A 12,685-nucleotide genomic window follows, 5' to 3' on the forward strand; every position below is an offset into this window, starting at 1 on the left:
TCGAGCATTATAACGAATGGCACCCGCATAGTGCACTGGGTTATCGCTCGCCACGGGAATATCTGCGGCAGCAGGCCAGTAATGGGTTAAGTGATAACAGGTGTCTGGAAATATAGGGGCAAATCCACCAACCAGTTGCATAAGACGCAACTTTATCAGCGGTGTTATTACAAGCCCGGTCGTATCCTGATCAGGAACAGTTTCATCGTGAAGTGTCCGGTTTAAAAACTTTTCAGCCTCTTCTCTGGCTGCTGCCAGATACATCATAAGAAGTGCATTCTCCTGTTCATTGTCATCATCAATCCGGCACTGAACACGAAGCTCTTCCAGAGTAGGCATCATTTGGGCTACCTCTATGAATGCTGTTTTTTAGCCTTATCAGATACCCGTGCAACAGGTGTTCTCTTATCAGAAACAATCTCTGCTGCAGTGGCAATTTCACGTACCCGTTCGGGTAATTCTTTATCTTCATACTCACCAGCACGAATGATCTCAACGCGCATACCGTCCGGTGACCATTTCAGATCTTGTTTCAGGATCATGATTCTTTCACCTGTCAGAACAGGGGCGCAATTCAGCGCCCCTGAGTGATTACGCCGCTGCAATCTTCAGCAGTTTGATGGCCTGCGAATCGACCAGCATGCCGCCGGTGCGCTTGGTGGTATAAAAACCGACAAACGGTTTATTGGTGTACGGATCACGCAGAATGCGGGTACCGATACGGTCAACGATGGTGTAACCCCGTTTGAAGTTACCAAATGCAATAGCTTTCGCATCAGCGGCGATATCCGGCATCTGTTCGTTTTCAGCGATACCGTAACCCGCCAGAGAGGACGGTTGCCCCAGCTCCAGCCCCGGACGCCACAGATAGTTACCCTCGGTGTCTTTCAGCAGACGGATGGCAAACAGGCTGTTGTTGTTCATCATGAACTTCGCGCCAGTGCGGTGTGCCTTACGCAGCGTGTAAATCAGTTTGATAATGGCGTCTGCGGTCACCGTCGTCGCTTCACCGGATACAATATGCTGAAGTTTACCGAACGCACGAACCTTATCGGTTTCATCGGTGGATTCATACGCCAGGAACCCTTTTGGCTTCTTGGTGCCATCACCGGTGGTAAAGGCAATTTCTTCCTGTTCGGCAAATTCGGTCGCCAGCTCGCTGTTGATCCAGGCCTCCACGTTGAAGAAGGCATCATCCAGCATTTTCTGAGTGGCCTGCGGGTTACCGTAGATTTCCCCCATGAAAGGTTCAATCAGTCCCAGTTTTGAGGTGGCAGTCTGGGAGCGCGCGTCAGTCTCGCCCACCCATCCGGAAGCCGTGCCGCCCAGATTCACCAGTTTTTTGTAGTCGGAACCGCCAACAGTGATCACCGTGGCTTCCTGGCGCATCACCACTTCATCTTTCAGCAGGGTGAGAATGTTGCGATCCAGTGCTTCCGGCACGGCATAGCCACCGTCTTCATCGGTGCCCACCTGCAATGCCTTGCGCTCCAGATCGCGCAGACCGTCTTCACGGCCTTTACGCAGAAAGCCCACAAACGCCTCTTTGTGCTCTGTGGCCAGTTTATTTTGCGCACCACCTGCCGGACGTTTCAGCTCAAGCAGCTCTTTTTCAAGGTCGCTTTTGAGATTTTCCAGCTCGCTGAGTTTCCCGTTCAGGGTTTCCACCTGCCCGGCAAGTTTGCCTTTTTCCTGCTCAATCGCATCCACGCGCTTGTCGTTCTTTGCTTTGAAGTCGTCAAACTTCTGCTGCAGCTCCTGCGCGACCTGTTCGACATCTTTAATATCAACCGCCATCGTATTTCTCCTGATTAGAAGTTCAGATTTTTCAGTGCATTCAGTGCAGAGCCCACATCCTCAGCGTCGCGCAGGGACAGTGCGCCATAGCCCCCGGCCATGAATGCTTTGGCCTGGGTACGGGAGAGTCCGACATCACGCAGGACTCTTTCGATTTTTTTCTGTTCGGGGATTTCCCCGCGGGCCAGTGCGTTCTTGACGTCGCTGATCCGCGCCTCGTCGTTAGACGGGAACGTCACCAGGCTGACTTCCCAGAGGTCGATTTCTTTCAGCAGAAAGGCTTCTTTGCTCCGGTCGTATTCCCAGTCTTTCAGGACGTACCCAATAGAAAGGCCGGTTAACGAACCGGCCTTCATGTGTGCATGTGCGCGTTTTGCGAGGGGATCATCATCAATAAGCAACCGTCCCCTGACGTAAAGCCCGACATCGTCTTCCTTCATTTCGGTGTAAACACCGATGGGTTCATCCATGCGGTGCTGCCAGAGCAGCGCAGGTAACGCTTTTCTGTCACTCCACGCCCGTAGGGAAGCAGCAAATGCCCCGGACATCACCACATCATCGTGGCTGTCCTTTACACCAAAGACGGAGCCATACCCTTCAAACTCACCGGAGTCACTGACAGATTTCAGACTCAGCGGTACATCAAGACGTTGTTTCGTCTGCATTGGCGTTATCCTTCTGCTTACCGGCTTTACTGCCATCGGAGGGTTTCGTGGTCATGTTCATCGGTGTGAGATAGACATCACCACCGGGACGCGGATTCATATCTTCCAGGTCGCGGCAGTCATTGGGAGAGTAAATTCCCCAGTTGATCCCGGTGGCGTAGGCTTCAAAACGGGACTTCATATCCCCGCGCAGTAACGCCCCGGCGTTAAATTTGGCGTAATAAACGCCCTGCTTACTTTTTCGTACCAGTCCGGTGTTGATCCGCTGTTCGATGCGGGTCAGATACGGCACCAGTGAATAGTTGATAAATCCCAGCCCCAGCTCTTCGATATTGTTGAAGGTGGCACGATCGGTGTTCTGCACCATGTGCAAGGGCACACGGAACAGACGACAGATTTCTTCAAGCTGAAACTTGCGGGTTTCCAGGAACTGGCTATCCTCGGCGTTCAATGCCATCGACTTCCAGTCCAGCCCCATCTCAAGGATCATCGGGCGGTGAGCATTGCCAAGCCCGGTGTGACGCTCCTCAAAATCTTTCTTCAGGCGCTCATAAGCCTGATCCGACAACGTCTGTTCTGTACGCAACACACCGGACGTCACCGCGCCATTGCTGAACAGTCTGGCACCGTGCTCTTCAGTCGCTGCTGCCAGCGATATTGCCTCGCGGGCATAGGCGATGGGATTCAGTCCCACCAGACCGTCCAGCGTCAGCGTGCGCACATGCCAGATATCCTCCTGGGTCAGCACATCCGTTGAGCCGTCCGGGAATGTGACCTGATAGACCGGCTCCCAGCTACTGTTAAGCTTCGGTACCACACAGCCGGGATCGACGGGCAGCAGTTCAGCCACTTCGCCAAATGCTTTCACTTTGTAGGCGTAAAAGTTTCCCCTCAGGCACAGACAGGTGACCACCAGCTCCCAGAACTCCTGCGGCGTCATATAGCCATTGGGATGCGTGGAGATCAGCTTATGCAGACGTTCGCCGGTGGCTCTCTGTTTAAGGCTGCCGTTCAGGTGATACAGATTGCAGGGCAACATCCCGACCGACTCTGCCAGCACTCTGACGCAGGAAAAAACCGCCGTCAGTCGCATGGCCCGCTGACTGCTGATCTGCTTTCCGGTATAGGTGTCGTAGGACAACCCGATAGCATCCGCCAGCTCTGCGGGCGTGGTCACCGGTGCGTCACTTTTTCGTTGAAATAATCCCGAAAAGAACACTATTTACCTCCGCCGACAGACTGCTGTGTACGGTCGAGATATCGCGCCACCAGCCACGACCAGAACAGGCACAACACCCCGGCAACAACAAAACCCACCGGGGGATAAATCAGCCAGGCACCATACGCCAGCAAAAGCGCCCCCAGCACACCTACCAGAGGCGCGAGAATCAGCATGATCATAATTACCTCAGTTAAAGCGAGCGGATCCCGTAGGACTCAATGTGGTCAGACAGCGTGTCTTCTTTCTCGTACAGCATGGCTCTGCCAACCGCCATAATCAGCGCAACTGCACCATCGATTTTGTTTTCTGCCTGCTCTTTGACGGGTTTCACCACATCATCGTTACCCGGAATGGTTTTTCCGACCACGTTGCCGATACACCAGGTCATGATGGGATTGCCATCATGATGAAAGCGCCCCGATTCAATTGCCGCTTCCAGCTCTTTCATCGGGTCGGACATGTTGGTGTAGTTCTGAATGATGGTGACGGGGTTCAGGTCTTCATCAGCAAGGTCATGTGACAACCCGGTCGCCCCGAAGGGGTCGATGGGTGACTCGCTGACCGGGCTGATTTTGTTCGCCGCTTTGGCCTCTTCGAGGATGTAGCGATAATCCACCTCTGCACCATCGGTAACGGTCAGGACGCCCATTTCCACCCATTTCTGAAAGCGTTCGGCTGTCCGGCGATCTTCATTTTTCTCGACGCTATACACCGTGTCATACGGTACCCAGAAACGTGGGGCCACACTGTAGTAATGCGTTTTACCGTCAATCTCGCGGGTATAAAGTCGCGCCATGCTGTTCATATCCAGCTTACGCGCCAGGTCAAAGGCCAGAATGCACGGCTGCCCCTCGAACTGCTCAAGAGTCAGTGATTTATCCTCGCAGCTCTGCCAGCTCACCAGGTTGAAATACGCCGAACGCGCCGACACCCAGATATTGAGGTGTTTTGTTTTAAAGACGTTTGCCAGACGGGCATTATTTTTCGCACGCTGCTGCTGACTTAACAAAAATTCGCGATAAACCGACACGCCAATATTTGGATTGGCTTTTTCCAGCACCTGCGGGTCGGTCCAGTCGTCACCTTCATCAACGGTATAGATGATCCCGAACAGTTCATCGTTGGGAACCGAGCCATTGAGCATCTCGATAACTTCCCGCCGCTTGTCGTAGCACGGCCCCTCAATGTTGTACCCGGCGGTGGTGATAGCCCACATCAGTGGCTGGCGTCGCGCCCCCATCCCGGTAAGCATTGTGGTGTAAAGCGCATCTGTGGCGTGCTCGTGATATTCATCCACCACGGCACAGTGGGGTGATGAACCATCACCGGGGTTACCGATCAGCGGTTCAAACCGCGCACCATCCTCCGGACGGTTCATGTTTGAGGCGTTAACCTCAATCCCGAACGCTTCCGTCAGCATGGATGTGCGTTTACACATCAGTCGTGCCGGACGAAAGACTTCCCATGCCTGTTTCTCCGTCGTGGCACCGGAATACACTTCCGCGCCGAACTCGTTATCACAGGCAAAACAATACAGGGCGACACCGGCAGAGATTGCCGATTTGCCGTTCTTACGGGGGATTTCGGTATACACCTCACGGAAGCGGCGCAGCCGGGTACCTTTATTGACCCAGCCAAACGCACAGCAGATCACAAAGAGCTGCCACGGCTCCAGCGTGATGGGCATCCGCTTGAATGCCCATTCCCCCTTGGTATGCGGCAACAGCTGAATAAATTTGGCGGCCCGTTCAGCCAGGTCCTTGTCGAAGCGGTAACGAAACGACTTACTTTTTTCCGCCATCAGGTCATCAAGATGGCGCTGGCAGGCCTGAATCACAAACTGGCAGGCAACAATCTTTCCGCGCACGACATCCCGGGCATACTGATTTGCAGCATTTACGTTGGGGTAAGATTTCCGGCTCATGATTCGATAATTTTCAGAAACGGGTTAGTGGCTTTCTTCTGCCCCGCCAGGCCAATCAGACGCTGGCGGCTGCTGGGGTCGAGTCCGAGCATTGCCCCCGTGCTGCTCATCTCGGACTCCTGTTCTTTTTTGGCTGTCAGCTCCGGATTTTTGACCCTGCCGCCCATTGCGCCGGTGATGGTGTTGCCCTGTATGGCAATATTTTTCACAGCACGTCGCCAGAACTCATAGGCCACGCACCACCGCTCAAGCACCGCGAGGTCAGTCACGCACAGCAGGCCCTGACCGCAGAGTTCTTTGGTTGTCAGTTGCCACATGATCGTGGCGAGAGGGAGATCTTCTTCAGCGAACCACTCCGGTGGCTCAACACCTTTGATGGGCGTAAAAACAGGTTCATCTTTGTTCAGGGCTCGCTTGCCGGGGTTTCCGGCCAGCGCCTTGCGCGCCGTTGGCTTGGGGCGACGCCCGGAACGCCCCGCCGTTCCAGCCATATGCGGCACTCCTGGTTAAATTTCATTTTTCGCGGGTATAAAAAAACGATGGGGCGGGCAGTCCTGAAGACGTCAGGCCGCAGAGATTTGACCCGCCCCTCCCCTCAGACAGTTGAGAATTATTATCACTTAAGCCGTTCACGGGCCGTCTTCGTCTTATGACACGGCCAGCACAGACTCTGCAGATTACAGTCGGCATCAGTGCCGCCATGCGCTTTAGGGATGATGTGGTCAACAGTTTTCGCCTCACGCACCACACCAGCGCGCAGACATAACTGACACAGGCCTTTGTCACGCTTCAGGACACGCGCGCGGATACTGTCCCACTTCGAACCGTAGCCGCGCTGATGACGGGATTGTCCTGGTTTGTATTGCTTCCAGCCTTCGCTTTTGTGGCTTTCGCAGTAGCCTGACGGGTCTGTGGTTGTAGAGCGGCAGCCGCGAACACGGCAGGCTTTTGGGGTTCGAGGGGGCATTATTAATGTCCTAAATAGTTTCCTCTCTAAAAACTAATTTGTGTTAGGGAAATCATTAAATGAAGTGAACCTTTTAGTACCCACTGTAAAATTCACTTCATTAATATTTAACCAAATACAATGAATGTTCCAAAAGATGCTAATGATATATTTATCAGAGAATCCATACGAGCCTTAATTTCTGGCGTATTCTCGACCTCAGTACGCCATTGATTGACTGCCTCAATCATATCTCGACAAAACACATCTATTTGCAACTGAAGTTTGCCATTTAAGTGATTTAAATGCACTTGGCAATTTGGCCTAGGTGGTGGTGTAAAATTAAACTGCATCATTCTTTTCCTGTTCTCTGGATCCTGTCCAGCATGTAAACAAGAACAACGATACAGCCAAAAATCATCCGCATAAAATCGACACTGTTCATGTGTACCGGATGTATATTTATTTTCAAGATAACGAGAAACCCAATCTTTATACCATTTCCCTGTTTCACCCTTACCTATTTTGGGACGTTCAACGCTCCTGCAAATATCAGGCATAGCAAGAGCCATAAACAATGCCGCTAACCAATTCTCACTTTCAATTGAAGATTCAATTGATTTTATAAACCTTTCCATAACTCACCTTTATATTATTTGATAATTATATTTATAGCACAGTTACAATCATTTTCCGGAAAATATTTATTCATTTTGATATCCTATTTTTAGAATATCCTTTTTATCTCTATTGCATTGCGCTAATGCAGATAACAAACTCACATTCAGTTCCAGGCTAGCACCATATGTCAGTGGACTAGGTACAACTGGAATCGGTGTTTCAGAAGTCAGGCTGGCTGGCAGTGGTACCGCCGGAGTGTTCACGTAAACTGTCCGCGTACTTCCGCAACCGGTCAGCAGCGGCAGCAGGCACAGGACGTGAAGCACAATCATCATCCGCAACAGCCACTTTGATATCTTCCTGGGTTCTCTGTGACTCCAGTGCAATCTGCTGTTTTGCATGCTGGTTAGCCTCTATAACTGTATTGATGATTTGCAGTGATTGCAGAACGTTACGGGTAATGGCAGTTGCTGATTCAGCATTTCGTATAGCCTCATCAGCACGCTCCTTTTCGTGCAGATATTTGCTGTAGTAATGCCCGGCAGACCAGATGAAGGAACCAATGACGGTAACAAAGAAGGCAACAATAACCAGCTTATATCTCAGCTTCATTTACCACCCCACCAGCCTCTTTAAACCGGGAAATCAGGTCGCCAATTTTATGTTCATACTGACCGTAACCTGCACCAGGTAAAGACGCCCAGATATTGCTGCAACGGTCGATTGCCTGACGAATATTGCCGCGATCAATCATCGGTAAAGCGCCACGCTCTTTAATCTGCTGTAATGCCACTGAGTCCTGGCTTCTGGGAGAGAAGTCTTTCAGCCCAAGCTGCTTGCGGTAAGCATCCCACCAACGTGAAAGAAGTTGATAACGGCCTGCAGCTGTTGATTTGAGTTTCGGGTTTAGCGTGACAAGTTTGCGAGGGTGATCGGAGTAATCAGTGAAGAGTTCGCCACCGACAATAACGTCATAACCGTGGTTACGTGTCGGTTGTCGCCCGTTATCCGTCCCTTCTGACCATGCCACCATATCCAGGAAAGCTTTACGCTGGGAATTTAGTACCTGCATAAATTACTCCTTAGAGCCACCAAACTTATTACCGATTACTCTCATTGCAGCCCCACGAATAGCATCGACCCCGATCAGCCCAACGCCGCCACCAATGGCAACAGAAAGAGATTTAGGCCATCCGACATACTCAAGAGCGGATGCAAAAGTCAGCGTCAGAGCACCACAGAGCAAAATCTCGAGCGTTTTTCGTTTCCAGCCACCACCACCGCCAAAATAGGCAATGCGCAAGCCAGCCATAACGATCGACATAATCACTGCGCCCAGCGGTGTGTCTCCACGCCACCAGCTCTGGACCAACTCCAGCCAGGTATTTGGGTTATGAGGCATTTGTAGTTATCTCTCACCTCGCCGATACAGGAGGTGCAAATTGAGGGAGTACCACGAACCGCAAACCAGAAGCGGAAACGTAAAAGAAGCCGAGCCAATGGATAAGTGCTAGATAGACCAAGCCCAACGAATACCAAGGCCCAGAAATGACAAAACCCGCTCGACGGCAGGTTTAAGCTGTGTGGCGAAGTAACCACTCTTAACAGATTACACGATAAAATGCGGACCGCGTGAGGAAAACTATGGTTTTTTTGAAGCGAATGAGTAAAATCAACGCCACTTTGCACATAAGTTATCCACACTGTACGTTTGCAAAATCTCATTGCTCTCTTTGAGTTTTGTAAATGCGCTAATTTTTGGACTTTTTTTGCCGATAGAATCTAACCACTTGTGTGGTAAGTTCTGAATGAATGTTACCTCTTGGTTTGAAAATTCTTAACATAAGGACATCTGAATGTTTGAGCAGCGTAAAGCCCTGTATGCGCAACTGGAACAAGCACGCAATTCAAAAGTATTATGCTATGTAACAGGTGATAGACCAAACCAAGAAGCTCAAATCAGCGCTGATGTATTCGATCTGTTCGTCAATCATCTTGATGTGATAGGTGATGTTCAAAAAATTAGCCTCGTGCTCTATACGCGAGGCGGCGACACTTTAACAGCATGGAGCCTTGTAAACCTGCTTCGTCAGTTTTGTAAAGAACTCGAAATCATAATCCCATCCAAATGCCATAGTTCTGGGACGATAATGTGCCTTGGCGCGAACAACTTGGTTATGACCAAGCAGGCAACCTTAGGGCCAATCGATCCAAGTGTGAATACACCACTTAACCCTTCGGCCATAATCAATGGGCAGCCACTTCAACTTCCAGTCAGTGTTGAAGAAATCAATGGCTATCTTGAAGTAGTTAAGCATGATTTGAGTATCAAAGATGATGCCTCACTTGCACAGATCCTCCTTGCATTAAGTGAAAAGGTTCATCCCTTGGTACTTGGAAAAGTCTATCGAGCTAAAGCGCAGATTCAAATGCTCGCAAGAAAACTACTGTCTCACCAACTCACTGATAGTGAAAGCATTGAGAAAATTGTAAGTTTCCTTTGTAGTGATTCTGGTAGCCATGACTACACTATAAATAGGATTGAAGCGGTAAACGATTTAGGTCTTACGGTGGAAAAACCAGATGAGCACCTTTACGGTCTGATCAAAGAAATTTATGAAGATTTCAAAACTGAGATGCATCTGGGTGAACCTTTTGACCCAAATGCTATCTTAGGAACAGTTAACCAGGCATCGTACGTATCTGTCAGAAGCATTTTAGAGGCTCCAGACACGTTTTCATATCAATTCCGCACTGAGGGGATGTTACAGCGTTTGCAAGTTCCAGGCGTCCCAGGTCAGTTCGGCATAAATCATAACCTTATCTCAGAGGGGTGGGCTCGACATGGATAACAAATCATCTACAGGTAACTTTGTAGTCTATACTAACAGGCATACAACTACAGCTGCGCCTAAGCCAGCAAGCATTCCATCCACTGCTCAAAAAACAAGCAACAATGGCGTCAATGGCTACAGTAACTTTTTAAGTTGCACCACAGGTTCAGTCATAAAAAACAGTTTCTAAAAACAACGGCTCTCTAAGAGCCGTTGTTGTATCTATTCACATTCTAAACGTATATCGAGCATACTAAGGCAACCATCGATAAATCCCTCAGCCATCTGTATCTCAATGCGTATTAGTTTCTCATCCTTTTTACTAGCCTTGGCGAGCTTTCTTTTAGAGATACCGTATAGGTAATGGGCAACAAGCAGCGAATGTTCGTCCGGCCTTTTTTGCTTTAGACGAGCAAGACAACCTTCAATAATTAATGCATCACTATCTGAACAAGCCTGACGTGTTTTACTTGTATAGGGAAGAAGCCCTTTAAACCCAGCAGCTATAGGCGAATAATCTACTCCAGAACTATCACTCGCCGCCCATGCTCCCCAACGCTCCAGAACCATCTGAATATCACGCATCAACTTTCTCCACAAAATCAGGCCAGCACACCAATCGCCAGCGCACGATCGATAAAACGAAATATCAGCTCCAGCTGGGAGCCATACTTCTCTTCAAATGCCACGGTATCCGCATGCAGCTCGTCGTGATGCTTTCTGCACAAAGGCAACACAAAAAGGTCATGCGCTTTTGTACCCATTCCACCCTGACCGTGGCCTATCAGGTGGTGGGGATCATCGGCGGGCTTTCCACAACATGCACACGGCTGCGTCTTAACCCAGCGCGTGTACTTTTCATTAACCCAGCGGCGACGTTTTGGGCGTAACATAAAAGACTCCGGCGACTCCGGCTCCACTTTCAGCGCCAGCACCTTTTTCGCTTTATCCTGGATGATGCTGGTGGCAGGAACCGAAGGAACAAGATCACTTTCCCGGGTGACAGACGGCACAACAGGCTTCGGTAATCTCAGTGCCTTACGGGCTGCACTTTCCGGTAAGGCATCCGCCAGGTCATTACGAACCAGCCACCAGCACAGTTCCGGCATTGTCACAACGTGACTGTCATCAAAACCGAGATCCCGACGCACGACAGACAACACCCAGCGGGCACAGTTATCCGTTGCCATTGATTCCAGCCGTTCCGTGAACTGATCGCGCAGCTGGTTATCGCAGTGCCAGCACAGACGGATTGCGCCCGGAGCGTGTCGCATTGTGGTCATGTTCTCGCTGTGCCAGTCGGAATGAGGCCACTGGCAGCCTTTTTCACGAAGTAACCAGCTTTCAAGACATTCCACGCCACCAGCACGACGGATCACCGCCTCATTGCGGAACACAGCCCGAACGGCAGGATCATCCGCCAGTGGTTGTAATGCCGCCGGAACGGCACCACTGGAAAAAGATGAATAATGTTCCGGCTCAGGCTCCAGCAGGACACGCCCCTGCATAAACAGGGGCATCAGCTCTGAACCGGGTCTGAACAATACGATCCCCATACGCGGGGCAATTTCAGGGGTCAGTAGCGCTCTCACGGTCACCTCAATGAACGGTATCGAGCAGCTTTAACAGCTCAGGGAATCGGGATTCGAAGAAATGCGGCTGCGTCTCACGCGGATTTGCAGGACTGGTGATGTTCTTGCCGAACATGCAGCCTTTCGCCGTCAGCGACCAGAATTTTTTAATGTTGTTAATTGCGGTACGGCTGTATCGTTCGCGTTGTTCAACGATCCCCAGCTTCGCCATCTGGTGATATGCCTGATTAGCCGTCAGGCGGATACCATACTGCTTCAGCAGTGCACTCAGCGCCAGCGTCGGGCGGCTTGAGCCATCAGGCGCGTCAGCAGGAGCATCAATGGCATAGCGCGGTGCCAGATTCGGTAAGCCAACAGCCTCCTGGAGTTTCTGACAGGCACCAAGCACTGAAGAGTTAGACAGGTTTAACTCCCGGCGCATAAAGTCCAGCAGAATCACGCCAGCCTGCATCTTGTCAGCAGCCTGCCCGGATAATTTTTCCGGTGTGCTGGTTACCATATCGAAAGTACGGATCACCTTCAGATGGAATGACGGGCTGATCCACATTGCATAGGCATACACCAGTTCCTTACAGACATACGTTCCCCGTTCATTTCCCCCATGAATCACACTCACCGGGTCAACACCCAAATTCTGGGTGTTGATTAATTCATGAACAAGCTCAATAGTTTGTTGGCTGGAAAGAAACTTTCCTGGCTCCTTGGTTCTGGCATTTGCACCAGATGCTACTGCTGCGCGATGCAGATCGTTCAGGCTGTAACGCCCATAAGCATCACAACGAACTTCAATACCATCAATGACCATCAGATTATTCATACTTCGTTTCTCCTCTTAATCAGGCAGCTGCACCCGCCGTTTTCTCGTACTTACTGATAGTGATCTCGACCTTCCCTTCCGGGATAACCGGTCCCCACTCCACCAGCATTCTTTTCACCTGACTGTCGTCTTCCCACACCCCCGCGTGGGTCAGGGCGTCAAACAGCGCCTTGTTATAGTTGTCCAGATCGCGGATCCGGTTATCCGGAGGAAACAACACGATCTCCACTGAAGCAGGTGCCGACGTTGGTTTCGGCAGACGACGTA

Annotated in this window: 18 protein-coding genes and 1 pseudogene; 1 reads left to right on the top strand and 18 read right to left on the bottom strand. The window is 50.6% G+C overall.

The annotated features are described in order from the left end of the window. Positions 1-186: 186 nt before the first annotated feature. The 14 genes and pseudogenes from ACJHXA_RS22860 to ACJHXA_RS22925 form a co-directional block, all read right to left on the bottom strand. Positions 187-342, bottom strand: a pseudogene (locus ACJHXA_RS22860) (head-tail connector protein); the annotation flags it as partial. A gap of 11 nt (positions 343-353) precedes the next feature. Then, complete coding sequence (locus ACJHXA_RS22865; protein WP_208482548.1) at positions 354-542, bottom strand: hypothetical protein; 189 nt, start codon at positions 540-542, stop codon at positions 354-356. A gap of 49 nt (positions 543-591) precedes the next feature. Next, a complete protein-coding gene (locus ACJHXA_RS22870) occupies positions 592-1,797 on the bottom strand; it encodes a phage major capsid protein (protein ID WP_001393068.1) in 1,206 nt (401 codons plus the stop codon). A 14-nt stretch (positions 1,798-1,811) separates the two neighbouring features. Then, a complete protein-coding gene (locus ACJHXA_RS22875) occupies positions 1,812-2,462 on the bottom strand; it encodes an HK97 family phage prohead protease (protein ID WP_001193631.1) in 651 nt (216 codons plus the stop codon). Then, positions 2,440-3,681 (bottom strand): phage portal protein, encoded by a 1,242-nt coding sequence (locus ACJHXA_RS22880; protein ID WP_001393070.1) that lies wholly within the window; start codon positions 3,679-3,681, stop codon positions 2,440-2,442. Before ACJHXA_RS22880 ends, ACJHXA_RS22875 begins: the two co-directional genes overlap by 23 nt. Beyond that, positions 3,681-3,863 carry a protein YmfR gene (gene ymfR / locus ACJHXA_RS22885; RefSeq protein ID WP_024169538.1) on the bottom strand — a complete coding sequence of 61 codons (183 nt, stop codon included), beginning with the start codon at positions 3,861-3,863 and terminating at the stop codon, positions 3,681-3,683. The genes ACJHXA_RS22880 and ymfR overlap by 1 nt, the downstream gene beginning before the upstream one ends. An 11-nt stretch (positions 3,864-3,874) precedes the next feature. Then, positions 3,875-5,608 carry a terminase large subunit gene (locus ACJHXA_RS22890; RefSeq protein WP_225528477.1) on the bottom strand — a complete coding sequence of 578 codons (1,734 nt, stop codon included), beginning with the start codon at positions 5,606-5,608 and terminating at the stop codon, positions 3,875-3,877. Then, entirely contained in the window at positions 5,605-6,099 is a 495-nt protein-coding gene (locus tag ACJHXA_RS22895; protein WP_000929172.1) for a phage terminase small subunit P27 family, read from the bottom strand. Before ACJHXA_RS22895 ends, ACJHXA_RS22890 begins: the two co-directional genes overlap by 4 nt. Positions 6,100-6,224: 125 nt before the next feature. Continuing rightward, a complete protein-coding gene (locus tag ACJHXA_RS22900) occupies positions 6,225-6,575 on the bottom strand; it encodes an HNH endonuclease (protein ID WP_074539692.1) in 351 nt (116 codons plus the stop codon). Between the two features lie 107 nt (positions 6,576-6,682). Next, positions 6,683-7,192 (bottom strand): hypothetical protein, encoded by a 510-nt coding sequence (locus ACJHXA_RS22905; RefSeq protein ID WP_074539693.1) that lies wholly within the window; start codon positions 7,190-7,192, stop codon positions 6,683-6,685. Positions 7,193-7,258: 66 nt separating this feature from the next. Then, positions 7,259-7,510 (bottom strand): peptidase, encoded by a 252-nt coding sequence (locus ACJHXA_RS22910; protein WP_225528478.1) that lies wholly within the window; start codon positions 7,508-7,510, stop codon positions 7,259-7,261. Then, the gene (locus tag ACJHXA_RS22915; protein ID WP_001332858.1) at positions 7,395-7,787 is read right to left on the bottom strand and encodes a DUF2570 domain-containing protein; all 393 of its coding nucleotides are present in this window, start codon (positions 7,785-7,787) and stop codon (positions 7,395-7,397) included. The genes ACJHXA_RS22910 and ACJHXA_RS22915 overlap by 116 nt, the downstream gene beginning before the upstream one ends. Beyond that, positions 7,771-8,247 (bottom strand): glycoside hydrolase family 104 protein, encoded by a 477-nt coding sequence (locus ACJHXA_RS22920; protein ID WP_032249115.1) that lies wholly within the window; start codon positions 8,245-8,247, stop codon positions 7,771-7,773. Before ACJHXA_RS22920 ends, ACJHXA_RS22915 begins: the two co-directional genes overlap by 17 nt. Positions 8,248-8,250: 3 nt before the next feature. Continuing rightward, positions 8,251-8,577: a phage holin, lambda family gene (locus tag ACJHXA_RS22925; protein WP_001120496.1), complete on the bottom strand. Its 327-nt coding sequence runs from the start codon at positions 8,575-8,577 to the stop codon at positions 8,251-8,253. 454 nt (positions 8,578-9,031) lie between these two features. On the opposite strand from ACJHXA_RS22925, the gene ACJHXA_RS22930 reads away from it, so the two are divergent. Further along, positions 9,032-10,027, top strand: a complete 996-nt coding sequence (locus ACJHXA_RS22930; RefSeq protein ID WP_044064371.1) for an SDH family Clp fold serine proteinase — start codon at positions 9,032-9,034, stop codon at positions 10,025-10,027. Between the two features lie 204 nt (positions 10,028-10,231). On the opposite strand, the gene ACJHXA_RS22935 is transcribed toward ACJHXA_RS22930, so the two are convergent. The 4 genes from ACJHXA_RS22935 to ACJHXA_RS22950 all read right to left on the bottom strand — a co-directional run. Then, entirely contained in the window at positions 10,232-10,597 is a 366-nt protein-coding gene (locus tag ACJHXA_RS22935) for an antiterminator Q family protein (protein WP_086647666.1), read from the bottom strand. 14 nt (positions 10,598-10,611) lie between these two features. Next, a complete protein-coding gene (locus ACJHXA_RS22940) occupies positions 10,612-11,601 on the bottom strand; it encodes a DUF968 domain-containing protein (RefSeq protein ID WP_032198014.1) in 990 nt (329 codons plus the stop codon). A 7-nt stretch (positions 11,602-11,608) separates the two neighbouring features. Then, the gene (locus ACJHXA_RS22945; protein ID WP_283512372.1) at positions 11,609-12,418 is read right to left on the bottom strand and encodes a KilA-N domain-containing protein; all 810 of its coding nucleotides are present in this window, start codon (positions 12,416-12,418) and stop codon (positions 11,609-11,611) included. 19 nt (positions 12,419-12,437) lie between these two features. Next, positions 12,438-12,685 (bottom strand): RusA family crossover junction endodeoxyribonuclease (locus ACJHXA_RS22950; RefSeq protein ID WP_193325805.1); only part of this gene is annotated, 248 nt, incomplete at its 5' end.

This window comes from Escherichia sp. WS33, assembly GCF_046486385.1.
Taxonomy (GTDB): domain Bacteria; phylum Pseudomonadota; class Gammaproteobacteria; order Enterobacterales; family Enterobacteriaceae; genus ECMA0423.

Bases quoted from the DNA above. Each gene is read 5' to 3' on its own strand.
- ACJHXA_RS22865 (WP_208482548.1), bottom strand. From the start codon at position 542: ATGATCCTGAAACAAGATCTGAAATGGTCACCGGACGGTATGCGCGTT.
- ACJHXA_RS22870 (WP_001393068.1), bottom strand. From the start codon at position 1,797: ATGGCGGTTGATATTAAAGATGTCGAACAGGTCGCGCAGGAGCTGCAG.
- ACJHXA_RS22875 (WP_001193631.1), bottom strand. From the start codon at position 2,462: ATGCAGACGAAACAACGTCTTGATGTACCGCTGAGTCTGAAATCTGTC.
- ymfR (WP_024169538.1), bottom strand. From the start codon at position 3,863: ATGATCATGCTGATTCTCGCGCCTCTGGTAGGTGTGCTGGGGGCGCTT.
- ACJHXA_RS22890 (WP_225528477.1), bottom strand. From the start codon at position 5,608: ATGAGCCGGAAATCTTACCCCAACGTAAATGCTGCAAATCAGTATGCC.
- ACJHXA_RS22895 (WP_000929172.1), bottom strand. From the start codon at position 6,099: ATGGCTGGAACGGCGGGGCGTTCCGGGCGTCGCCCCAAGCCAACGGCG.
- ACJHXA_RS22900 (WP_074539692.1), bottom strand. From the start codon at position 6,575: ATGCCCCCTCGAACCCCAAAAGCCTGCCGTGTTCGCGGCTGCCGCTCT.
- ACJHXA_RS22905 (WP_074539693.1), bottom strand. From the start codon at position 7,192: ATGGAAAGGTTTATAAAATCAATTGAATCTTCAATTGAAAGTGAGAAT.
- ACJHXA_RS22910 (WP_225528478.1), bottom strand. From the start codon at position 7,510: ATGATGATTGTGCTTCACGTCCTGTGCCTGCTGCCGCTGCTGACCGGT.
- ACJHXA_RS22915 (WP_001332858.1), bottom strand. From the start codon at position 7,787: ATGAAGCTGAGATATAAGCTGGTTATTGTTGCCTTCTTTGTTACCGTC.
- ACJHXA_RS22920 (WP_032249115.1), bottom strand. From the start codon at position 8,247: ATGCAGGTACTAAATTCCCAGCGTAAAGCTTTCCTGGATATGGTGGCA.
- ACJHXA_RS22925 (WP_001120496.1), bottom strand. From the start codon at position 8,577: ATGCCTCATAACCCAAATACCTGGCTGGAGTTGGTCCAGAGCTGGTGG.
- ACJHXA_RS22930 (WP_044064371.1), top strand. From the start codon at position 9,032: ATGTTTGAGCAGCGTAAAGCCCTGTATGCGCAACTGGAACAAGCACGC.
- ACJHXA_RS22945 (WP_283512372.1), bottom strand. From the start codon at position 12,418: ATGAATAATCTGATGGTCATTGATGGTATTGAAGTTCGTTGTGATGCT.